This is a genomic window from Pelagicoccus albus (assembly GCF_014230145.1).
Lineage (GTDB): Bacteria > Verrucomicrobiota > Verrucomicrobiia > Opitutales > Opitutaceae > Pelagicoccus > Pelagicoccus albus.
In genome coordinates this window covers 1,351,729-1,374,347 of the sequence record NZ_JACHVC010000012.1, presented here as the reverse complement: position 1 = coordinate 1,374,347, position 22,619 = coordinate 1,351,729, and the positions used below count along the sequence as shown (strand labels likewise).

Genomic DNA, 22,619 nt, shown 5'->3' with positions numbered 1-22,619 from the left:
TCTTCCCCTGGGAACCACATTTCAACGATAGATGGGAAGTTACGGATAGCGTATTGAGCGCTGAGAGGACGACCATTGGAAAAAACGAGAACGATCGGCTTGCCTGCTGCCTTCAGGGCCTGCAAGAGCTCGTTCTGGTAACCCGGCAAATCAAGGCTGATGCGGCTTTGCGACTCGCGGCATTGAGCATCCGTTTCCCCAACGCAAGCGATGATCACGTCCACATCCTTTGCAGCTGCCACGGCAGCGTCGATGCCGGCTTGTACCTCAGCGGAGGCAGCCTCTTTATAGATATCGCTCAGGGGCCAATTCTCATCCGCCGCTTCTACGCCTTTGACATATACGATCTCCACTTTGCCATCCAACGCGGAGCGAATGCCCTCCAATGGAGTGACGTAGTCGAGACGCTGAGCGCCGTAGCGGCTCCACCACGCCCGCTGATCGTCCGCCATCGGACCAGTAACGAGAATCTTCTGATAGTCACCTTCCAGCGGCAGCAGCTCGCCCTCGTTCTTCAAAAGAATAATCGATTCACGGGAAGCCTGATGGGAAATCGCTAGATTCTCCTCAGAACGCACCACCAAGTCGGTATCGATCGACTTGGTTTCATATGGATCGTCAAACAATCCCAATCGGAACTTCACCCGAAGAATATCGGACACTCGCGAATCGATCGTATCCATAGAGAGGCGACCTTCTTCCACCAGCTCAGCCAATGGCTCCGCATACTCTTCCGGTTGCGTGAAGTGAGTGCGGATGTTCAATCCAGCTTCGACCGAAAGACGTATCGCTTCCTTCGGAGTGGCCGCCACTCTGTGCTTTTCATAGAGGAACTCTACCGCTCCGCTGTCCGAGACCACATAGCCCTCGAAGCCCCATTCATCTCTTAAAATATCCTGTAGGAAGAGCTTGCTCGCTTGGACCGGAATTCCGTCGTAGTCGTTGTACGAGGACATCACTCCCAAGGCGCCACCCTGCGTAATAGCCTTTTTGAAAGGGGCAAGATAAGTGTTTTGCACCTCGCTCCAAGTTACATGCGGATCTGTGCGAGCATGTCCATCGCGCCCCCCTTTGGGAACTCCGTAAACCGCAAAATGCTTCAACGTTGAAGCAACCCCCTGTTCTTGAATTCCAAGAACCTGTTGCAAGCCCAGTTCTCCAACAAGAAACGGATCTTCACCGTAGCTTTCGATCACACGCCCCCAACGCGGATCGCGAGCCACGTCCAAGACAGGTGAATACACGTTTGTATAGCCAAGCGCTTTCGCTTCGCGTCCAGTGACACGACCGATGTTTCTTACCAATTCGGGATTCCAAGTACTCGCCACACCAAGCTCCGCTGGGAAGCTGGTTGACTTGGAGTGCATAAGACCGCGTATCCCCTCGTTGGTGAAATCCACCGGAATGCCAAGACGCGTCTTCTCGATAAACCACTGCTGGATCTCACGGATAGCGGAGGCATGGTTAGACCATGGAAGATCATTCTCAGGATCGGGCAAGTTCTGGGTCCAACCTTCGTTCCCGTTTATTTGCTCGTCGATATTTCCAATACCTGCGATCCACATGCGATCCTCCCACTTTTCGGTAGGACGCTCGTCCTTCAGGATTCGAGAAAAACCATACAGAGTCGTCATCTGGGCGACCTTCTCCTCCAAACTCATCCGAGACAGGAGATCTGAGATACGCATCTCCTCCGATTGGGACGGATCTTCGTATGTATCCATTTTCCCATTTTTATTAAAGTCGATGTAACCGACCGTTTCGTAGACACTGTCTTCTTTCATGGTCTGACCAGTTAGAGCGCCAGGCATCGATCCGGTTAAAAACAACCCGGAAGAGAGGATCCCGATAAATCGTGCTTTGCGTAAATAGAAACTATCAATCATTTGTGTAATTCTCCTGAGTGGGGCGCACATGTCTCATCAACGTTGCGGATGGGAGTACCTGAAAAATGCGACATCTGGAGCCCTTGAGGCTCTTTTGAGACAAGTCATAAAAAGGGTTTTAAGGGGCTAATGGTAAGGTTGAGACTACAAGCAACACTACAGGACAAGAAGCTACAACACGCTTTTAGTGCCATTTAACGCATTTAAGTTGACGTTTTGCGTAGCCGTTCGCCAAGAGAGGTTTCATGGATCAAGCGAACTTCTGGATCAATGTGAACAGCCCCCGTCGGCGAGTTCTGCTGGCCCTCTATTGGTGGGAAGACCGAGTCTTCGAAGGAGTTGCCAAATTCGCCGCCGAGCAAAGCTGGATCCTCGACTGCAAGATGCGTTGGACCCATGCCATACCATCCCTCGCAGAATGGAAGGGCGATGGAATCATCGCCAACCCCGGATTCTCCAGTCCAATCAAACCCTTGATCCAGCTTATCGAATCGTCCCAAGCCCCTACGGTCGGCTTGCAGACCTTCGGTGACTATCCCTTTTCATCCAAAGTTCTCCAGGATCACAATCTGATTGGAAGCCTCGGGGCCAAACACCTAGCGAGCCTCAACTTCAAACAAGTCGCCTTTGTCTCCTTCGCAGACAATCCCGTGGAACAAGCCCGCTGCAAGGCCTTCTGCCAGCAAGCGGAAAAGAGCGGGATGCATTGCACCCAATTGAGTTTCGAAGAATTCACCAAAGATCCCAAAGCGCTTCCTAGACCGATCGGATTGATGGCTATGAACGACTTAAATGCCATATCTCTAATGACGAGCTGCCTGGACGCTGGGTTGCGAGTGCCGGAAGAAGTCGCCATCGTGGGAGCCGATGATACTCGCATCATGTGCGACGCGGCCGAAGTCCCCCTAACGAGCGTCAACTGCAATTTCGAAGAAATCGGATACCGAGCTGCCGAATCACTACACCTATTGATGCAGGGCGAATCTCAGCCGGAGACCGTAAAAACAATCGACCCCACCGGAATCACAGTGCGCAAATCAACCGACACCGTGGCTGTCCCGGATCCCGATGCGGCCTTGGCTCTTAGAATGATTCGCGACCACTTCCGCAAACCTATAGGCGTTTCCGATATCGCCGATCAAATCGGCGTATCCATTCGACGACTTCAATCCTCATTTCAGGAACACCTTGGCTTTACCATGATTCAAGAACTGACGCGGGTTCGGGTGGAAAATGCGAAGCAGTTGTTGGCCAACAAAAAGCTGAAGCTCGAAGCAGTCGCCTTGGATAGTGGATTCACCAGCCGCTTCCATCTGATTCGGGCCTTCCAAAGAAGCACTGGCACCACCCCAGCTGCCTACCGGAGAAGTATCGCTAAAAATGCCGGATAAAACGAAATAGATCACTCTCGAAAAAAACATCCCCAATCTTTTGATACGCACCCATACGCGATACCGATGCATACCTCCAATTCTGCTTCCGCTAAATGGCTAGCCATCGTTCTGGTATCGGCATTGTACTCGCTAGCGTTTTCACAAATCGGAGTCCTCACCACCCTATTTCCTCTCCTCAAAGAGGACTTCGAGTTAAGCAATCGACAGCTGGGAACATTCTCATCCATCTACCTTTTGGCTCGAGCCACCTTTGGCACGATCTGGGGATTCAGCGCCGACAAGTTCGGACAAAAGAAGATCTTGCTAATCACCTTTCTAGCCAGCAGTTCCGCCATGGTCGCGACTGGCTTCTCCCAAAACGAGTCTCAGCTTATTACGCTTTATGCGGTAAGTGTTCTCTTTGCTGTAGCGGCTGAGCCGCTCACCTTCACCCTTTCCTCCATACTGTTTGACCCGAAGGACCGCGGAAAAGCCTTCGGAGCAGTCAGAGCCTTACGTGGTCTTGCCGGCGGCGGGCTCGTAGCAGCAATAGGATGGTTCGGTGGCCTATCAGATGGCTGGCGCTACGCTTTGCTGAGCTTCGGTGCACTGGAGGCGATCCTAGCAATTAGCCTGGCCATTAGACTCGGCTCCATCGAGCGGGAGATGAAACTCGAGTCTGCTCCCTTCAAGTGGGGTGAGTTTGGGCGGCTCGCACTCACTCCTCATTTCATTCTCTTCACGCTTATCCACATTTTCGCTACAGGGATGCTGATCCCAGTTTTCCTACCCACCTTCCTCTCCGAGGAACGGGGACACTCCATACAGTCAGCGGCTTTTCTGATCGGAGTAATGAAAATCTTCATGATTGTAGGTTCCCTCGCGGGTGGATTCTTGGGAGACAGAATGGAAGAACGTTGGCCATTTGCCGGACGTTTGTATTTGATGATCGCCTACACGATCGCATTCGTCCTGCTCACCGCGATGCAATTCCTTCCGATCTGGAGTAACATCTATGCAGACTGGGCAGTCGCCATCGCCAGCAGCGCAGTATTCCCGATCGGCTTCGCCGGGTGCATTCTCCCAATGCTAGCCAACGTAATCCCTCCTCAACTACGTAGTGCAAGTTTTGCCATCATGTCATCCCTGTGCCAAGGACTCAGCCTCGCAGGTTTCTCTACACTCATAGGTACACTCTCAGACCACTACGGTCTCGGAACTTTACTGTTCGGATCGATCACAATCCCCTACCTACTGAATATCTTTATCTGCCTCACTTTGTTGCGATTCTATCTGATTCGAATAAAAGAGGTTAGTGTGTATAAATGAAACATGGCAGCCTTAACACTCCTCACTCGTTCTTCGAGTTAGCATATTTACCCTAGGGCTCTCGCCTCGTACGGCTCGTTCTTTCTGTAGAGCTGGCACACTTTGGGCTGCTTAGTCTCCAAACCAGGTGCAGGATACTTCCTTGCCCCTACACAAAATCTCAACGAGAAACGCCTTGGAGAGAATATCTCACTAAGAGACGTTCCACATCAAGACAGCCTAATGATGAGCAAAGCGGTTGAAACACAAGATTTCACCTACAATATAAGGATCAAGAAAAATGGATAACACAGCAAGGAACGAGGGCATCGATAGCTTTCGCCTGCTAGCGTGTTTTTCAGTTATTAGCCTCCACATCGGCTACTATCGCACCTTACCCGATTGGGCAGGCGTTTTAATAAGGCTTTCAGGGCGGTGGGCCGTTCCTTTCTTCTTTATCGTTTCCGGATACTTTTTGGCGACCAAGACCAAGCCAGATCGTTGCGTGAAGTCTCTTATAAGAGCAGGTTCTATATTCGCGATCGCCTCAGTGTTCCTGATCCCGTTGGTGTTAGTGCAAACCGACCTCCGTCACGCACTGATGAAGATTTTCAGCATAGAAGTAATAACAGGCGGGACCTATTACCACCTCTGGTTTTTGAGCGCCCTAACGTTCTGTCTGCTTTTTTTCCTGGCGTGCGACTACTGGAAGTTATCGCGATACTTCGGAGCTTTCACATTGATCTCGTTAACTTCGAGCCTAGTCCTAGGGGTATACAACCCATTCGAACCCTATGGTCTAGAACTCGGCAGATATGTATCCGGAATAGGATTCATTATAATTGGAATGCATCTGCGAAACTCAAATCTGGGTATTCGCTTTGCCATATGCTTAGTGGTGCTGGGATTTCTCCTCCAAATCGTTGAGGCGTATGGAATAAAGCACTACTTAGGAAAAGACCCGCACTCTCCCCAGATCCTAATCGGAACAATACCGTTCGCAATCGGCATGTTCATAATCGCAAAATCCTTGAATTTCAAGGGATCCGCCCATCTTGCAAATCTAGGGAGAACACACGCTCTTCCGGTTTACATATTTCACGTTTATGTTGTCTGGGCCATCACCGAGATCGTTTTAAAGATGGGATACCCGCCGATTATCAGAGATGTTCTGGTTGTTCCGCTCACCTTTCTTATCACTTTGAACCTAAGCATCGCAGTAGAAAAATTCGCTCCGCGCTTGTTCAATTTGATGAGCGGAGACCTATCCATTATTTTACCAAGCAAGCCTAAGGCGAAAACAACCCTAGCCAGTGAATAAAGACTTCGGAGCCGGCAGGCGAATACGGCATCTTTAGTTGTTACAAATTAAGGCTCGAATAAGATACTCTATTCGGGCCAAGGATCGATTTGGGAGATACACGCGAACTTCAAAGCTAGAGCCAACGCGGTCCCGCTTGAGATTGCTCTTTAGGAAGGATCCAGGACGGCATTGTGTTTGTTCGCAAGTTTGAGCACTGTAGTAGTCCCTAATTCAACCCCCTGCCCCATGCTCAGAACTGTCGCTTCACTCTGTCCCATTATCGCCGCGAGCGCGATACCAGCGTTAACCTCTGCACAGGATCTCAAGCTAAACGAGCTCGAGTATCTCGAGACTCAAGGACTGAACATCATGCTCGCTCACGACTATTACCCTGAAGGCCACCAAGGAGGCGTGAGCATTATCCAGAATGGACTGCGAGTGGCAACAAACGGCGACCTGCGACTCGACCGAATCCCCGGACAATGGTCACCTATTCCAGCAAAAATTGGCGAGCGCACCATCGATCCGGAGACCAGAGCCATCAGCTGTCGCTTCAAGTATCCGGATGAAAGCCGCAATCGAAAAGGCTTCAACCCGATCGAGTATCCAGATCTTGAATTCTCTTACACCCTAACGATACAGCCCACAAAAGATTCATCCTTTTCGATAACCGTAGACCTAGACGAGGCCTTGCCAGCTGAGTGGGACGGAAAAGTCTCTTTCATGCTCGAGCTTTTCCCCGGCTTTCTTTTCGGCAAATCCTACATGATGGATGGGGAAGAATTCGGCCTATTCCCCCGACAAGCCAATGGACCGGGGTCATACGACTCGGCCGGAGAGTATCAGATAGAAGCATTGGCTAGCGGAGAAAATCTCGTCGTCGCGCCAGAGTCGGACAAGCAACGCTTGCTCATCAGCCGACGATTGGGTGGCGAGCTGGAACTGGTAGACGGACGAGGACTTCACGACAACGGCTGGTTCATTGTTCGAGCCGAACTGGAAAAAGGAGCCCAAGAAAAAGCTCTCGAATGGGAACTCAGTCCCAACGTAATTGAAAATTGGATCGCTGATCCAGCAATACAAGTTTCTCAGATCGGCTACCACCCGGAACAAACGAAATTCGCCGTCATCGAACTCGACCGCAACGATTCACAAAGAGAAACACCTGAGCTTCACCAGGTCCTTCCCGACGGCTCGCTCGAGCTCTCCTCCAAAACATCGGTAGAAGAATGGGGACAGTTTCTCAGATACGACTATCTCCGCCTAGACTTTTCGCAAGTCAGCGAGCCGGGTACCTACCTCGTTACCTACGGAGAAAAACGCAGCAATCCGTTCCAGATTTCGGATACGATCTTCGAACGCCACGTTTGGCAGCCGACACTAGAGTATTTCATGCCTGCTCAGATGTGTCACATGCGGGTGAATGATCGCTATCGAGTGTGGCACGGTGCTTGTCATTTAGACGACGCCCGACTCGCTCCGCTCGACCATAACCATTTCGACGGCTATATCCAAGGCTCCGATACCCGGACAACCTACCAGCCTGGTGAATCGATTCCTGGATTAAACAGAGGAGGCTGGCACGATGCGGGCGATGACGATCTGCGCATAGAATCTCAAGCCGGCACAATACTCGGACTCGCCCAAGCCTACGACGCCTTCGGTAGCCAGTATGACAATTCAACAATCGACCAAAAGACCCTCACAGTCGAAGTCCATAAGCCCGACGGCAAGCCAGACATCCTACAGCAAATAGAGCACGGAGCGCTTACGGTCGCAGCAGGATACCGCGAACTCGGCGTCCTTTACCGCGGAATAATCAACCCCACGATCCGTCAATATGTCATGCTCGGCGACACAGCCAATATGACAGACAACCTCGCTTTCGAAGGGGATGAAAGCGACCCGCAGACTCCCGAAATTGGTCTCGGGATCACTGGTTCTCCCGATGACCGCTGGGTATTCACAACACGGAGATCTGCGAGACACGAGCTCATAGGAGCAGCTGGTCTGGCTGCCGCTGCAAGAACCCTAGGAGACTTCAATCCCAAGCTCTCGGCCGAATGCCTTGCCTACTCGGAAACCCTCTGGAGCGAGATCGAAACCGATTCCGAGGTCGAGAGAGTACCACTCGCCATCGAGCTTGCCCTAACAACGGGGAAAGACCGATACCTCAACTTTATCGCGGACCATGCCGACGCCATTGCTGAAGATTTCGCTTCGCTCGGATGGCAAGTAACCCGGGTGTTGAGTGAAATTGGCGACTCAAGCTTCCACGCGACCATTAGAGCAGCAGCGGAAAGTTACGCCAAAGAGATTGTAGCCGCGGAGGCCAAAACACCGTACGGTGTTCCCTACGAACCGGGCATATGGGGAGCCGGATGGGGCATTCAAAGTTTCGGTGCCCAGCAATACTTCCTGCATAAAGCGTACCCTGATCTCTTTTCAAAAGACCTAGCCCTGAACGCTCTCAACTTCGTACTGGGCTGCCATCCGGGTTCCAACACAGCCTCTTTCGTTTCGGGAGTTGGTTCAGATTCCTTGACCGTCGCTTATGGGCTGAATCGAGCGGACTGGTCTTTCATACCCGGAGGAAGTGCTTCCGGAACCGCTTTGATACGCCCAGATTATCCCGAGCTCCTCACTTGGCCTTTCCTCTGGCAGCAGACTGAATACGTTCTGGGCGGAGGCACTACCGACTACCTTTTTCTGGCTCAAGCCGCTGAAGCGCTCTTCCGAGAAAATTGATCTGCCTGAGGGACCCTCTGATGAGGCTTGCAGTTACGTAGGGTACCAGCAGGTCAATTAACCCTTGGTTTGTAGATCGTCGGGGTTCACTTGCATGTTGGCCACATCGTCATCAGTCATATCGGAGTTGTCTCCAGCCTTGCGACGGTCCTCTAGCAACTGCATTATCGCCGGATTCCAAACGCCCAATTGCTCTTTCTGCGCCAGAGCCTGGGCTTCCGCGATCTCCGTATCCCCCGATGCTTCCGATACCTGCCACCTTGCAAATCCTTGCCGAACCAGTGCCGAATTGACGTATTCATTAGCGGGCGTACGGACCTCGGCACTCATGACCGAACCTGACTCGACCACGACAGGCTTAACCATAACCTTCTGACCACGAAGGCTTTGTTCTAGAAAGGCAAAGATCTTTTCATCCAGCATTTCACCATCGACGGCGGGTATGATCCCCTGAAGCTTTACCACGACTGGCTGTCCCTCTCCGAAATCGATAGACAAGGCGTCCTTACGCAGGATGTCCTTTACGATGCCCTCCTTCAATTCCTCCTCGGTCTTTCGGTTGAGCAAGAAATAGACGACCACGATGACTGCGACTACTAGGAAGAGAATGGGGACCATGGACATGACTGTGTGGGGATAGAGTTAACTTGTTAGAGTTGGCCCTTGGTATCGAGAGACGAGTAAGACCATAATAATCAGGCTAATACGTACAAAAACGCAAATTCTTGAGCAAAAGCGCTCAAGCGAGCTGGTAACAACCGACATTTTATTTGAGTCTCGACGCCTCTACAGCTACAGCCACCCCCGATGATCGAGGCCGAACTCATTACTAGCCTACAAAACCCTCGCGTGAAAAACTTGGTCAAATTGCGAGACCGCCGAGCGCGCAACCAACAGGGGATTTTCATAGCCGAAGGCTACCGAGCCATATCTCGGGCTATGGAAAAAGACGTCTTCCCGCTCGAAGTATACTTTTGCCCAGACTGCTTCCTCGGCGAAAACGAGGACGCCCTCCTCGGTCAGGCCCAAGCCAACGGAGCCGCCCTTTTCGAACTTTCCAAACACGCCTTCGAAAAGGTCGCTTATCGCGATCGGCCGGAAGGATTGCTGGCAGTCATCAAGCAGTGGAGCTACACCCTCGACCAAATCAAGCTGTCCGAGCCCCCCTTCTTACTGATCGTCGAATCTATCGAGAAGCCAGGCAACCTGGGAACCATTCTCCGCTCCGCAGACGCCGCCGGCGTAGATGCCGTGATCTGCTGCGACTCGGTAACCGATCTCTTCAACCCCAATGCCGTTCGCTCCTCCACCGGAGTGCTCTTCTCCATGCCAACCGTTTCGGCTTCGACTGAGGACGTTATCGAATGGGTAAGGAAAAATGGGATACGCACCGCCGCCACAACTCCGCATACAGACCAAGTCTACACCGACACCGACTTAAAGGGTCCGCTCGCCATCGTGATGGGTAGTGAACAGTTTGGCCTATCGGAACGTTGGCTCGAGGCGTGCGACCAAAAAGTTCTCATCCCTATGGCCGGCCAAGCGGACTCGCTAAACGTGGCCATGGCTACCTTGATAACCTTGTTCGAAGCCGTCCGCCAGAGAAGCAGTTAAGCACTGGTTTCAAGCCGAAGCCTCCACAAAACAACCCACCGACCGCAGTCTTGAATCTTTCCCGTCTTCAGAAAAATTTCGAATCGCTGGCCGCAGAGGACCCCTTATGGACCGTCCTCTCCGACAATTCGAAAAAAGGCGGACTCTGGGACCCGGAAGAATTCTACCAATCGGGTGAGGACGAAATCGTATCGCTCGAACAACGCCTCGCCCACTTCGGCATTTCACTAAGCGGTGCCCAAGCCTTGGACTTTGGTTGCGGAGTTGGACGACTGACCTTCCCCCTTTCGCGACGATTCGATACCGCAATCGGAGTCGATATTTCCAAGTCCATGATCGCCGAAGCGGAGAACAACTTGGGTCGCGGAAAGAGCTGCAAGTTTTTCCTGAATACAAACGATAGCCTGTCTTTCCTTGAAGCGAACAGCCTCGACTTTGTCTATTCCGACATCGTCTTCCAGCACATAGCTCCCCGCTACAGCAAACGCTACTTCGCGGAGATCGCTCGAGCCCTCAAACCGGGCGGAACCTTCGCCTTCCAGCTTCCCAGCCATTACACCGGCCCCAGCTACTTCCGAAAACGTTTCGGCTATTTCCTGAAACGTCTTCAGCAGGCAACGGGCTCCGGAAAAGCATACTTCGAAATGAACGGTATCCCGCTACCCAAGCTGCTAACCTTTATGGAGCAAGGCTTGAGCTTGCAGCTAGTCGCCCTTTGGGACTACCCGGCAGCCGGCGAAAATTGGCAAAGCTACCTCTACGTATTCAGAAAACCAAACAAGTAGAGGGATTCCAACAGAGCCGATCCCAGCTAACGCCCGCTTCAAAAATCCACCAGAAACTTTTACAAGACACCGCTGCCAGAAGTTTGCAAAAAGCGGCGAACGGTCAGACTTTTCCTTCACCCAAAGTCTGGCCCAAATCTAGCACAGCCCTTGCATTAGCGGTCAGTTTCGCTTGCTCCTAATGCACTCTATAAGAAATGCTATTCCACACACCTAGTTATGCCATTTTTCGAACAACACATTACCACCGGTCTGGAAAAAATAGACCAAGACATAGACTTCCTCCTAGCCTGCACAAGCGAGGTCCTCGAAGAGATAGGGGAGCCTGAACTCGCTCCCCTTCTCAAGCGCGACAACTCCGAGGCGGGAAATGTGCCCCCCGAAAAGAGCGCCCAAGTCCTCTCCATCGCCTTCCAGATCATGAACCTAGTGGAAGAAAACGTGGCCAACCAAGGGGGACGCCGACTTGAGACCTCTCAGCAAGTGTCATCTGATACCGGCTCATGGGGTTACTGGCTAAAGCGAATTCAAGAAACCACCCCGTCCAAGGGCGACTTGCTGGAGACGATTAAACGCTCGAGCGTGCACCCAGTTCTCACCGGACACCCAACCGAGGCGAAGCGTCCTTCTGTATTGGCTCAGCACCGAAAGCTCTACCAATTGCTCGTCGAACTGGAAAACCAGATGTACACGCCGATCGAGCGTGGCGAATTCCGCGAGCGCATTAAAGCGATCATCGAGATCATTTGGCGAAGCGGAGAAATCCTGGTCGAAAAACCCGACGTCGCCTCGGAGCGGGACAATGTTCTTAACTACCTCCGAGAAAAATTCCCCGTAGCCATCGAAATCTCCGACGCCCGTTTCCGGGCCGCTATGGCACGCGCAGAAATCGAATGGGACGAATCCGACGTGTCGGCATATCCCAGAATCCGTCTCGGCAGCTGGGTCGGCGGTGACCGCGATGGCCACCCGTTCGTCACTGCACAAGTAACCGAGGAAACCTTTGCCCAACTTCGGGGAGCGGCCCTCGACACTCTCCGCCGCAAGCTCAAGCAGCTGAGCAAGGAGATGGCGCTTTCGAAGTTGTTTCAATCTCCACCAGCGTACCTCCTGGAACGCATCATCGAGCTAGATCCTTCCTGCAAGGATGCGACTGCTATTGAAGAACCTTGGAAACGCTTTGCCGAGGTGATTCGAGAAAACCTTCCACGTTCCAAGAAAGGAAACAAAGGATATCGGCAACCGAGTGGGGTGATCGCGGATCTGCATCTTCTGAAGAAGTCGCTGGAAGAAGCAAACGCAGCCCGCTTGGCGAAAACCTATGTCGTACCGATAATTCGTTTTCTGGATACATTCGGTTTCCATATGGCCTCGCTCGACGTGCGCCAAAATAGCGGCTACCACGACCGGGCCATGTCTCAACTTATGCAAGCGGCAGGCATTCCCGATGCAGAAAACTTTTCAGAATGGAGCGAAGAAAAACGGGTCGCTTTCCTCTCCGAAGAACTCACTAGAGCGCGACCATTCGCACAAGATCATGGCCAGCTGGAGCTGGAAGCGAGAGAGGCTGTGGGAAGCCTTATGGTAGTGGCCAATCAAGTACGCGACTACGGCCGCGCCGCAGTAGGCCAGTTCGTGATCAGCATGACGCGCTCGCTTTCCGACTTGCTGGTCATGTACGCACTCTGTCGTGAGGCGGGCCTTACTCGTATGACAGATAAGGGTATGATTTGCTTGATCCCCATCTCGCCTCTTTTCGAGACCTTGGACGACCTGCAAAATAGCGAGGGCATCATGGACGCTTTCCTATCCCATCCGGTCACCAAAGCCAGCCTCCCTTGGCAAAACCGTGATCTAGACGAGGGATTCGCCCACTATGGCGAACCTGTTCTCGACCCTTCCGCGCCGCTCACGCAAGAAGCGATGCTCGGCTACAGTGACAGCAACAAGGACTCCGGTATCATCGCTTCTCAATGGGGACTTTTCAACGCCCAGTCCAAACTCATCGCACTCGGTAAAAAACACGGTGTATCCATTCGCTTCTTCCACGGACGCGGTGGTACCGTTAGCCGTGGAGCCGGCCCGACGCACCGCTTCCTGGAAGCCTTGCCGGAAGGTTCATTAACACCTGGTACACGCGTTACGGAACAAGGGGAAGTCATCGCCCAAAAGTACGGCAACTTCCTGACCGCTGCTCGCAGCTTGGAGCTATTGGTCGCGGGCTCGGTGGGACCTCAACTCTCCGAAAGCCAAAACACGCCTACCGAGGAGCTCACAGAGGCCATGTCATTCCTTTCAGAATACAGCGCCGAGAAATACCGGAGCCTTCTTCACGAAGAGGACTTTCTTACCTTCTATCGCCAAGCCACACCGATCGACGCTTTGGAGCAAAGCAGAATAGGGTCCCGCCCTTCCCGCCGCAGCGGCAAGCCTAGCCTCAAAGACCTTCGAGCGATCCCTTGGGTTTTCAGCTGGAATCAGTCACGATTCTACATGCCGGGCTGGTACGGAGTAGGCTCTTCGCTGGCCGCTCTCAAAAGCGAAAAGCCTGACCTCTTCGAAGCTCTCAAGAAGAGCGTCAAGACCTGGCCATTCCTTCGCTATGTTCTCTACAACGTCGAGAACAGCGTCGAGAGCGCCGACACCCTGATGATGAAGTCTTACGCGGATCTCGTATCGGACGAGTCGATACGTGATAAGTTCTTCAAACTTATCACCGACGAGCGAGCTGCGACTCGCGAAGTATTGCACGAGCTGATGAACGGACCACTGGAAAAACGACGTCCGCGCTTCTTCACCACCCTTCACGCTCGCGACAAGTGGCTAGACCTCTTGCACGCTCAGCAAATAGAACTACTGGCAAGCTGGAGAAAGTCTGGATCAGAGGCGGATCTTCGCTGCGTGCTGCAAAGCATCAACGCCATCGCCGCCGGGCTTCGCACCACCGGATAAGCGACTTCGATCAATCTAGAAACCGCGCCCGTTCCTCGGGCGTGGGCATCCGGCAGGAATCCATCTTGCCAAAAAAGCGATAGCGTCGCTTGGCGAACCAATCGTAGGCCACGTCGCGCCATTCAGCAGGGATCACCTTGAGCGGATAAAAGAGCCACCAGATTCCTCCCAAAGTCTTGCCGACTTCCAGCAAGGCATCGGTGCGATAAAATAGCCGATCTCCATTGTAGTAGGATATCGTATCCACATTTTCTCGACGCTCGGGTGGCAGAATTTCCTTAGCCGCCTCTCCTTGGATCGGTGAAAAATAGAGAGCCTGCCGGTCGTCCAATTTGAGCAGCAGATTGACCGTCTTGTCGCAAAAGCCACAGACGCCATCGAAGAAGATTATGTTTTTCTCTGCTACCACGCTCTAGATCTCGATCGGTTCGGATTTTATCTAGTTTAATGAACGTTTGGATCAGGGCGTCGACTTCAAACTCGCAGTGAAGGGGCACTCGATAGACGGAACGGGTAGCGTTGGGGTCCCCTCACCTTATGGGACTTTCGCGACCAAGGTCGCTCCTACCTAAAAAAAGGACGCCCTCGCGGACGTCCTTTTGAAAAGTCTATTCGGTTTCGAATCCGAATCTTAGCTGAGCGTTACGCCCTTTGCCTTGGCCGAGCGAAGCAACGCGTCTGCCATGTCAGAAGGAGTCGCAGCGACTTCGATTCCGCACTCTTCGAAGACCTTGATCTTCGCAGCGGCGGTATCTTCGGCGCCACCGACGATCGCGCCAGCGTGACCCATGCGGCGGCCTGGAGGAGCAGTCGCACCAGCGATGAATCCGGCAACTGGCTTATCGCAGTTTTCCTTGATCCAACGAGCCGCTTCGACTTCAGCATTTCCGCCGATTTCGCCGATCAGGATGATACCGTGCGTATCAGGATCTTCGTTGAAGAGCTTGATCACGTCGAGGTGCGAAGTGCCATTGACCGGGTCGCCACCAATACCCACGCAAGTGGATTGGCCGATGTCTTTGACTGTGAGCTGGTAAACCGCCTCGTAAGTCAAAGTACCGGAACGGGAAACCACACCGACGTGGCCCTTCTTGTGGATGTAACCTGGGGAGATACCGATGCGGCAACCGCCCTTGGAGTCTTCACCTTCACCCGGAGAAACGAGTCCCGGACAGTTAGGACCAACCAGACGGGTCTTGCTGCCAGCCATAGCACGCTTCACGCGAACCATGTCGCGAACTGGGATGCCTTCGGTGATCGCCACAGCGAGCTCGAGCTCAGCGTCCGCACATTCGAGAATGGCGTCCGCAGCGAATGGAGGCGGTACGAAGATAACGGATACTGTCGCACCGGTAGCTTCCGCAGCTTCAGCGACGGAGTTGAAAATCGGCACTTCGACACCGGCGTGCTCGAAGGTGTTGCCGCCCTTGCCTGGCGTGACGCCGGCAACGACTTGAGTCCCGTACTCGATAGAGAGGCGGGCATGGCGCGCACCGAACTCGCCGGTGATGCCTTGGATGATGATCTTAGTCTCGGGTGTAATGAGGATGGACATCGTTTAAATTCTTTAAAGTTCCGGCGTTAGTTAGGCGACGAGGTTAGCGATCTTCTGAGCAGCGTCGGCCATGCTGTCTCCGCTTACGATGGTGAGGCCGGAAGAATCGAGCGTCTTCTTGCCCGCTTCCACGTTGTTGCCCTCTAGGCGAACGACGAGCGGCAGCTCCAGTCCCACTTCCTTGACCGCGTCTACGATACCGTTGGCGATAACGTCGCAATCCATGATGCCTCCGAAGATATTAACGAAGATTCCCTTCACGTTGGGATCGCCGAGGATGATTTTGAAAGCTGCGACCACTTGGTCTTTGGTTGCTCCTCCGCCGACGTCCAAGAAGTTGGCTGGGCTTCCGCCGAAGTGCTTGATGATGTCCATGGTAGACATGGCCAAACCAGCTCCGTTGACCAAGCAAGCGATGTTCCCGTCGAGGGCGATATAGGAGAGGTGGAACTTAGAAGCTTCGATTTCCTTCGGGTCTTCTTCGTTCAAGTCACGAAGAGCTACAATCTCTGGATGGCGGTAAAGAGCGTTGGAGTCGAAGCTGACCTTGGCGTCCAAGGCGAGCACGTCTTCGGAGGCCGTAGTGATCAGAGGGTTGATCTCGATCATATCCGCATCCTTTTCCCAGAACATGGTGTAGAGATTGCGGATCAGCTTCATGGCATTCTTAGACTCGAGCTTGCTGAGGCCGAGCTTAGTTACCAATTCGCGAAGCTGGAAATCGGCGATGCCGTAGGCTGGATCGATGAAGACCTTGAAGATGCGGTCTGGCGTTTCTTCCGCTACTGTTTCGATGTCCATGCCACCTTCTGTCGAAGCGACGACAACCGGACGAGAAGTGGCTCTGTCCAAAAGAACGGCCAAGTAATATTCCTTTTTGATGTCAGCCCCTTCGGTGAAGTAGATGGTCTGTACCTTGCGACCCGCTTCCCCTGTTTGGATGGTCACGAGAGTGTTACCGAGCATCTTGTTGGCATACTCGATCGCCTCTTCCTTGGTCTTGGCGAGCTTAACGCCTCCCTTGAAACCGTCTGTGAAAGTCCCCTTACCGCGTCCACCAGCGTGAATCTGGGACTTAACGACCACCAAGCCTTCGGGGAGGCTATCGATGCATGATTCGAACTCCTCGCTCGAACTCGTCGCGGAACCCTTGGGGCAAGGGATTCCATATTCTTCAAATAACTGTTTCGCTTGGTACTCGTGAATATTCATAGCCTTTGTTGGAAAATGCGGATCTGAACAAAAACCGCATCGAAGGGGTTAATCAACCCCCCTCTAACGAAAAGCGAAACTAAGTGGTTAAAATTCTCAGTGTCCAAATAGTGGACAGCTTTCTAGAGCTTCAAATCGCCTAAAAGACGCTGGGCTAGGAAATTCGTCTGCATAGTGGACAGTTCCTTGATGCCTTTTTTCGCCAAAGCGATTAGCTTAACCAGTTCTTGTTCGGAAAAAGTCGCCTCTTCGCCAGTGCCCTGCAATTCCACGAATTCGCCCTTTCCGGTCATGACGACATTGAAATCCACACTGGCGTCACGGTCTTCGATATAGGGAAGATCAAGCACCGGCTGACCTTTGTAAATGCCGACGCTAACGGCCGCGATCGAGTCGCTGAACGGGTTCTCCTTGAGCTTGCCGTCATCGATGAGCTTCTGCACTGCCATGCGAGCCGCTAGGTAAGCCCCAGTGATCGAAGCAGTACGTGTACCCCCGTCGGCCTGCAGGACATCGCAATCCACCCAAAGGGTGTGCCCGGGAAGTTTCTGCAGGTCGATCACCGCCCTGAGCGAGCGGCCGATCAGACGCTGGATCTCCACTCCCCGACCGTCCTGCTTGCCGCGGCTGGAGTCGCGTTGTTTGCGGTCGAGCGTACTGTAAGGAAGCATGGAATACTCTGCAGTGAGCCAACCGCCGGAAACGTTTTGCGCCCGCATCCAACCCGGTACCCGCTTTTCAAGCGTCGCTCCGCAGATGACTTTGGTATTTCCAAAACTGACCAAAACCGAACCGGTCGCATGGGCCGCAAAGTCGGCTTGGAATGAAATCTCGCGCAAGGCGTCGCATTCGCGCCCGTCTGGTCTGGAAAAAGTGCTCATATCGCCGAGCACCACAAACGAGCCACTTGCCCCACACAACTCAATTCCTTCCGCATACTCCGGACGCAAAGAAGGTTTGAACTTTTTTGCCCCCAACGGATCATCATACTCCAACAATGAAGCGTCGTACCCACACCAACCGCACCGCTCTCTTTTCCAAGCTCCTAGCCAGTCTCGCCGCCTTGCTCATAGCTCCCGTCGTGGCTTTGGCAGAAGGTCTGCAATGGGAAACGGAGTCCCTTTTCTTCGAGACCGAATTCGGGGCAGAAGAAGTGATCGCGGAATACCCCTTCACCAACACCGGTGAGCAAGCCATAGAGATCGTCAATGCCAGTTCATCCTGCGGTTGCACTGTGCCGACTCTAGACAAGAGAAGCTACGCCCCGGGCGAGAGCGGTACCTTGAAAGCCATTTTCACCTTGGGGTCCCGCCAAGGCATGCAGCACAAGTCCATCACCATTCTGACCAAAACCGAGGGGCAGGACGAAGAGGAAAGCCATCTGCTCAAGCTGGCTGTCGACATCCCTATACCGGTCACTTTCAAGCCAAGGGTACATTTCTGGAAAATCGGCTCTGAGGCCAAAGCGAAGGAAATCGAGGTCAATATTCACGAAAAAATGCCCTTCGCCTTGAGCCACTTGGTCCGCAAAGACGAAGAGGAAGAATCGAACTTCGACTACGAGATCGTAACTGTTGAGCCCAATTTGAAATACCTGGTTCGCATCACTCCCAAGACCACGGAGCGGAAATCGCGGGACGTCTACTTCTTGGCGAGCGAGGGCGAAGACGGCCAAGTGCTTCGAAAATACCCGATCTACGCCTACGTGCGTTAACGGCTATCAATTGATTCAACGCATAAAAAAGCCACCTCGCAAGAAGGTGGCTTTTTTGTGTAAAAATGAGGCTGCGTCCTAGAGCAGGCTGCCGGGCTTGATCTTCGCCGAGGCGGGGAATTTCTTAACCCACTTGGCGGTCTGGCGCTTGAATGTGTCGACTTGCTTACCCGCCGCTCCAACGAAACGATCCGACTGGGAAAGTAGTTTATTTAGCTGCTTCAAGTCGAGCGGGATCCGATCGTCGCCAGCAAGGCGCTCGGTGAGCTTGGCTTCGCTAGGGCGTCCTTCACGGATCTCGCTACCTGCCGCCAAAGCGTGCTCCTTGATCGCTTCGTGCGCAGTCTCGCGGCCCGCTCCTGCCTTGACCGCCTCCATCAGGATAGTGGTGGTAGCCAAGAATGGCAGCTGTACTTCGTTTTCTGCCGCGATCGCGTTTTCGTACGCGCCCAGATTCCCCAAAACGGTGATGTAGGTTTCGAGCAAACCATCGATCGCGAAAAAGGCGTCTGGCAACATGATGCGGCGAACGACTGAACACGAGACATCGCCCTCGTTCCATTGGCCGCCAGTCAGGCCTGCTGCCATAGTAGCGTAGCCCTTAAGAATAGTACCAAATCCATGGATACGCTCGCTGCTGCGGCAATTAATCTTATGCGGCATGGCTGAAGATCCGACCTGCCCCTTCAAGAAACCTTCCGTCATGAGCCCCTGCCCCGCCATGAGGCGAACGGTAGTAGTCATGTTTACAGCAGCCGAAGCGAGTTGCTCTAAAGCGGTCACGGTATCCAGATCAAGGCTACGCGGATAGACCTGCCCTACGTTGGTCATGACGTTTCCGAAGCCGAGATGCTTGACGATCTTTTCTTCCAGTTCCGCCACCTTCTTAGCATCGCCTTCGAATAGGGTCTGCTGATCGAGCTGAGTTCCCACCGCGCCTTTGAGGCCGCGAGCCGGATAGCGCTCCACCAAATCGTGCAAGCGGTCGATTCCGATCAAGAGCTCTTGGCCCGCCATCGCAAAGCGCTTGCCCAAGGTCGTGGCCTGGGCCGGTACATTGTGGGTACGGCCGGTGATCATCAGATCGCGATATTCGACACTGCGTTCGCTGAGCTTTTTGAGAGCCGCAATGGCCTTCAGGCGAATTAGCTCCAGAGCACGCAAGACCTGCAGCTGCTCCACGTTTTCCGTCAGGTCGCGGCTAGTCATGCCGAGGTGAATGTACTCGTGGCCGGACAAGCCATTGAACTCCTCGATGCGCGACTTCACATCGTGCAGGAGCTGCCGCTCGCGGCGGTCGATCGACTCGAGGTCCACCTGTCCCTTAACCTTTTCGTAGTCCTTGATCGCCTTGGCTGGGATCTTCAAGCCCAGTTCGCGCTGGCCCTTCATCACCGCGATCCAGTAGTCGCGTTCGATCAGGATGCGCCCTTCGGGCGACCAAATTGCCTTCATCGCGCCGGAAGCGTAACGCTCCGCCAACACGTTTGGAATGACTGACTGTGAGTTTGGCATGATAAAAATGAGCCCGAACCCTAGGCTCTACGCAACCTATGGAAAGCTTTTTTAATCCACGGCCAACTTACGTTTCGCTAAAGCTAAACCCATTATCCAGCCTCTGAAGGCGGCGAAAGCTGTCCGCAGAGCAAAATCGCAAGAAACTGCCCGTATCCAAGATCCGAGTTCGGCGACTATGAGGAACGCAAACCGCAATATCGCTGTCGCCCGCAAAAAACCCTTGGCTCCCCCGCCGTCCGTCCCAATACCAATAGCCGCATCCAACATGGCCGAAACCACCCAGAGAACCATCGCTGTCGAACTGAGCACCATGCGCTCCGGCTCCACCCTGCTCAAGGCGCTCATGTCTGCCGCTCCGGACATCTCAAGCCTGCCGGAAATCAACTTCAGCAAGTTTCGCTCGATCAACGCCGAGAGCCAAATCCACGCCCTTTGCGACGAGAGAATCATCGTTCTCAAGCGGCCGGCTTGGTTCAACGACGCCGGTAGCTACCCGAAATTACCCAAAGTCGAAAATTCCAAGCAGCTCATCCTGACGCGCGACGTCCACACCAACGTCGCCTCCCTGCGCAAGATGGTTTTCCGCAAATTCGAGTCCTCCATGCCCAAGGGCTTCGTGGACCGGTGGTTGGCTAAAAACTATTGGTCCCGAGCCTACGACAGTTTGCTGCGACGCTTTCCGAACGACCTGCAAAAGAACTTCTGGGTACGCTACGAAGATCTTGTTTCCGATCCCATCACCTGGACCGAGCAGATATTTTCCTTTCTCGGGTCCGAGCGAACGGAAGGCGTCGATTCCTACCCGCCCCCCAAAGATTACGAGTGGAAATGGGGAACGGACGACGGAGGCGATAAGATCAAATCCCTCAAGGTTCAAGCCAACCCAGTTCCGCAAAAGTCTCTCGATATCTTGGAACGCGTAAAGGATATCCCCCGCGTGGCGGTCACCCGCCAGAGACTCGGCTACACACTTTTCCCGACCTCCGAAAACTAAGGAAAAAAAAGGAGCGAGAAGTCGCCACACCTTCCGACTTTAAAATGAAAGCGCTCCACTATCTTCGGTCGGCTCGGATCCAGACCACCTTCTGGAGTATCTGCTACCTGCTCGTCGGACTGCACTACCTCTCGACCATCGCCAAAAACCACCAACCCGGCGTAGGTTTTTCCAGAATGCTGATGGTCGGCGAACAATTCTACGAAAGCGCTTTGCCGAAATTCAAGGAAACGGATCCGCTAGTCATGAAGGGTAGCTCCGGATACGACGCTCAATTTTACGTCCAAATAGCCCTCGATCCAAGCCTGCAAGATCCAGAGCTTCCAAACGCCATCGACAATCTCACCTATCGCGCTCGCCGAATCCTTATGCCCGCTGTCGCGTGGCTAGCCGGCGGTGGAGAGACCGCCAAGATCGTTAAGATCTACCCACTTATCAATCCCATCTGCTGGGTCATTTCAGCAATTTTGCTTCTCTACTGGCTACCGCCCTACTGTATCCAAAATTTCATTCGCTGGACAGGAATGCTCCTCGGTTGGGGTTGGACGCTCAGTGCACAACGTTCGCTAACGGACGGTCCCGCAGCCACTCTAATTTTGCTGGCGGCCATTCTGATCGCCCGGGGCTTGAAAAAGGGAGGAGCCTTCGGCATCGCAGCATCCGCACTGACCAAAGATATGAGCCTATTTGCAGGTCTAGCTGTATTCGAAAAATGCCCCTCTGCACGATCAACTTGGTTTCGATTCGTCAAGCTCGGATGCATCTGCATTATGCCTCTTTTTCTGTGGTTACTCTACCTTTCTCAAACCCTCTCGGTCCCTGGCAACAACCTCATGGGGCGAGCAAACTTTGGCCTGCCTTTTCACGGCATTGGAGCAAAGCTAATCTCCCTAGCCCAAGCTGCGTCACAGGGAGAAAATTTCGCCACTTTTAACCTGATTTGCTTCTTGGGAATTGCCACTCAAATCGTATTCATCCTTTCGAGACAAAGCTGGGACGAAATCTGGTGGCGAATCGGGTTCGGATTCGCGGTGCTCGCCGCCTTTCTGGGTCCCGCGGTTTGGGAAGGTGAACCGGGGGCTGTCCCGAGGGTGCTTCTAGTCCTCCACGTCGCCTTTAATCTCTCCGTACCTAAAAGCTGGAAATGGCTACCGCTTCTGCTGCTTGCCAACGTAAGCGCCCTCGACTTCAACCATCAATTACAGCCCCCTTATCTCTCAGATCAATCTGTAAGGTTCCTCGAACAAACAGAACTAATTCAATACCAGTCCGAGGACCTCAAAGACCAGCTACAGGTGACATTCGAAGAAGGTTGGCTCAGAACCGAACACCACGGCGGACAAACCGCAAAATGGACAATCGGTGCGGCTGAAGTCAAATTCTTCAATATAACTGAATCAGAACTGACTTTAACAATCGATCTCGAACTTGGGGCACGAGAAAGAAGGATCTGTTTGATCAACCTCAACGGCAAAACAATTCAAGCCCTGCAGCAACCAACTAGCCGTACAGTTTTTGATTTGGGCCGGATACAGCTGCCCCCTGGAGAAAACATTTTAGTCCTTGATCCTCAGATTGAAGACCATGAAGCACCTAGGCGAATTGGAGCCTGCCTGTATGGAGTTAGGCTAAAGAAGACGGATTGAAAGTCCCCTCG

At 53.2% G+C, this 22,619-nt stretch carries 17 protein-coding genes; 10 read left to right on the top strand and 7 right to left on the bottom strand.

Annotated elements, in window-relative coordinates:
• A partial coding sequence (locus H5P27_RS15335; protein WP_221774732.1) for a glycoside hydrolase family 3 protein occupies positions 1-1,811 on the bottom strand: 1,811 nt, incomplete at its 3' end.
• Between the two features lie 320 nt (positions 1,812-2,131).
• Between H5P27_RS15335 and H5P27_RS15330 the strand changes: the two genes are divergently transcribed.
• The 4 genes from H5P27_RS15330 to H5P27_RS15315 all read left to right on the top strand — a co-directional run bounded on the left by H5P27_RS15330 (position 2,132) and on the right by H5P27_RS15315 (position 8,618).
• The gene (locus H5P27_RS15330; protein ID WP_185661268.1) at positions 2,132-3,277 is read left to right on the top strand and encodes a substrate-binding domain-containing protein; all 1,146 of its coding nucleotides are present in this window, start codon (positions 2,132-2,134) and stop codon (positions 3,275-3,277) included.
• A 66-nt stretch (positions 3,278-3,343) separates the two neighbouring features.
• Positions 3,344-4,588: an MFS transporter gene (locus tag H5P27_RS15325; RefSeq protein ID WP_185661267.1), complete on the top strand. Its 1,245-nt coding sequence runs from the start codon at positions 3,344-3,346 to the stop codon at positions 4,586-4,588.
• A 280-nt stretch (positions 4,589-4,868) separates the two neighbouring features.
• Complete coding sequence (locus H5P27_RS15320; protein WP_185661266.1) at positions 4,869-5,888, top strand: acyltransferase; 1,020 nt, start codon at positions 4,869-4,871, stop codon at positions 5,886-5,888.
• Positions 5,889-6,116: 228 nt separating this feature from the next.
• The gene (locus tag H5P27_RS15315) at positions 6,117-8,618 is read left to right on the top strand and encodes a glycoside hydrolase family 9 protein (RefSeq protein WP_185661265.1); all 2,502 of its coding nucleotides are present in this window, start codon (positions 6,117-6,119) and stop codon (positions 8,616-8,618) included.
• A 57-nt stretch (positions 8,619-8,675) separates the two neighbouring features.
• On the opposite strand, the gene H5P27_RS15310 is transcribed toward H5P27_RS15315, so the two are convergent.
• Positions 8,676-9,242 (bottom strand): thermonuclease family protein, encoded by a 567-nt coding sequence (locus H5P27_RS15310; RefSeq protein WP_185661264.1) that lies wholly within the window; start codon positions 9,240-9,242, stop codon positions 8,676-8,678.
• Positions 9,243-9,425: 183 nt separating this feature from the next.
• Here H5P27_RS15310 and H5P27_RS15305 point away from each other — a divergent pair, with 183 nt between their 5' ends.
• The 3 genes from H5P27_RS15305 (at position 9,426) to H5P27_RS15295 (ending at position 13,969) form a co-directional block, all read left to right on the top strand.
• On the top strand, positions 9,426-10,232 hold the full coding sequence (locus H5P27_RS15305; RefSeq protein WP_185661263.1) for a TrmH family RNA methyltransferase: 807 nt from the start codon (positions 9,426-9,428) through the stop codon (positions 10,230-10,232).
• Positions 10,233-10,282: 50 nt separating this feature from the next.
• A complete protein-coding gene (locus H5P27_RS15300; RefSeq protein ID WP_185661262.1) occupies positions 10,283-11,017 on the top strand; it encodes a class I SAM-dependent methyltransferase in 735 nt (244 codons plus the stop codon).
• Positions 11,018-11,236: 219 nt separating this feature from the next.
• Positions 11,237-13,969 carry a phosphoenolpyruvate carboxylase gene (locus H5P27_RS15295; RefSeq protein WP_185661261.1) on the top strand — a complete coding sequence of 911 codons (2,733 nt, stop codon included), beginning with the start codon at positions 11,237-11,239 and terminating at the stop codon, positions 13,967-13,969.
• 10 nt (positions 13,970-13,979) lie between these two features.
• Here H5P27_RS15295 and H5P27_RS15290 read toward each other — a convergent pair whose 3' ends face one another.
• From H5P27_RS15290 to rph, 4 genes are all read right to left on the bottom strand, one after another.
• Positions 13,980-14,378, bottom strand: coding sequence for a DCC1-like thiol-disulfide oxidoreductase family protein (locus H5P27_RS15290; RefSeq protein WP_185661260.1), 399 nt, complete (start codon positions 14,376-14,378; stop codon positions 13,980-13,982).
• Between the two features lie 222 nt (positions 14,379-14,600).
• The gene (gene sucD / locus H5P27_RS15285; protein WP_185661259.1) at positions 14,601-15,524 is read right to left on the bottom strand and encodes a succinate--CoA ligase subunit alpha; all 924 of its coding nucleotides are present in this window, start codon (positions 15,522-15,524) and stop codon (positions 14,601-14,603) included.
• A 30-nt stretch (positions 15,525-15,554) separates the two neighbouring features.
• Positions 15,555-16,736 carry an ADP-forming succinate--CoA ligase subunit beta gene (gene sucC / locus H5P27_RS15280; RefSeq protein WP_185661258.1) on the bottom strand — a complete coding sequence of 394 codons (1,182 nt, stop codon included), beginning with the start codon at positions 16,734-16,736 and terminating at the stop codon, positions 15,555-15,557.
• Between the two features lie 122 nt (positions 16,737-16,858).
• A complete protein-coding gene (gene rph, locus H5P27_RS15275) occupies positions 16,859-17,617 on the bottom strand; it encodes a ribonuclease PH (RefSeq protein ID WP_185661257.1) in 759 nt (252 codons plus the stop codon).
• 116 nt (positions 17,618-17,733) lie between these two features.
• On the opposite strand from rph, the gene H5P27_RS15270 reads away from it, so the two are divergent.
• Positions 17,734-18,450 carry a DUF1573 domain-containing protein gene (locus H5P27_RS15270; RefSeq protein ID WP_185661256.1) on the top strand — a complete coding sequence of 239 codons (717 nt, stop codon included), beginning with the start codon at positions 17,734-17,736 and terminating at the stop codon, positions 18,448-18,450.
• Between the two features lie 78 nt (positions 18,451-18,528).
• Here the strand turns inward: H5P27_RS15270 and purB are convergent, their stop codons facing one another.
• The gene (gene purB / locus H5P27_RS15265) at positions 18,529-19,965 is read right to left on the bottom strand and encodes an adenylosuccinate lyase (RefSeq protein WP_185661255.1); all 1,437 of its coding nucleotides are present in this window, start codon (positions 19,963-19,965) and stop codon (positions 18,529-18,531) included.
• Positions 19,966-20,233: 268 nt separating this feature from the next.
• Here purB and H5P27_RS15260 point away from each other — a divergent pair, with 268 nt between their 5' ends.
• Positions 20,234-20,962, top strand: a complete 729-nt coding sequence (locus H5P27_RS15260) for a sulfotransferase family protein (protein ID WP_185661254.1) — start codon at positions 20,234-20,236, stop codon at positions 20,960-20,962.
• A gap of 44 nt (positions 20,963-21,006) precedes the next feature.
• Entirely contained in the window at positions 21,007-22,608 is a 1,602-nt protein-coding gene (locus H5P27_RS15255; RefSeq protein WP_185661253.1) for an AZOBR_p60025 family cell surface glycopolymer formation protein, read from the top strand.
• The last annotated feature ends 11 nt before the right edge of the window (positions 22,609-22,619 follow it).

Coding starts and splice junctions, on each gene's coding strand:
- purB (WP_185661255.1), bottom strand. CDS start 19,965: ATGCCAAACTCACAGTCAGTCATTCCAAACGTGTTGGCGGAGCGTTAC.
- H5P27_RS15310 (WP_185661264.1), bottom strand. CDS start 9,242: ATGTCCATGGTCCCCATTCTCTTCCTAGTAGTCGCAGTCATCGTGGTC.
- H5P27_RS15325 (WP_185661267.1), top strand. CDS start 3,344: ATGCATACCTCCAATTCTGCTTCCGCTAAATGGCTAGCCATCGTTCTG.
- sucD (WP_185661259.1), bottom strand. CDS start 15,524: ATGTCCATCCTCATTACACCCGAGACTAAGATCATCATCCAAGGCATC.
- H5P27_RS15270 (WP_185661256.1), top strand. CDS start 17,734: ATGAAGCGTCGTACCCACACCAACCGCACCGCTCTCTTTTCCAAGCTC.
- sucC (WP_185661258.1), bottom strand. CDS start 16,736: ATGAATATTCACGAGTACCAAGCGAAACAGTTATTTGAAGAATATGGA.
- H5P27_RS15295 (WP_185661261.1), top strand. CDS start 11,237: ATGCCATTTTTCGAACAACACATTACCACCGGTCTGGAAAAAATAGAC.
- H5P27_RS15330 (WP_185661268.1), top strand. CDS start 2,132: ATGGATCAAGCGAACTTCTGGATCAATGTGAACAGCCCCCGTCGGCGA.
- H5P27_RS15305 (WP_185661263.1), top strand. CDS start 9,426: ATGATCGAGGCCGAACTCATTACTAGCCTACAAAACCCTCGCGTGAAA.
- H5P27_RS15320 (WP_185661266.1), top strand. CDS start 4,869: ATGGATAACACAGCAAGGAACGAGGGCATCGATAGCTTTCGCCTGCTA.
- rph (WP_185661257.1), bottom strand. CDS start 17,617: ATGAGCACTTTTTCCAGACCAGACGGGCGCGAATGCGACGCCTTGCGC.
- H5P27_RS15255 (WP_185661253.1), top strand. CDS start 21,007: ATGAAAGCGCTCCACTATCTTCGGTCGGCTCGGATCCAGACCACCTTC.
- H5P27_RS15315 (WP_185661265.1), top strand. CDS start 6,117: ATGCTCAGAACTGTCGCTTCACTCTGTCCCATTATCGCCGCGAGCGCG.
- H5P27_RS15260 (WP_185661254.1), top strand. CDS start 20,234: ATGGCCGAAACCACCCAGAGAACCATCGCTGTCGAACTGAGCACCATG.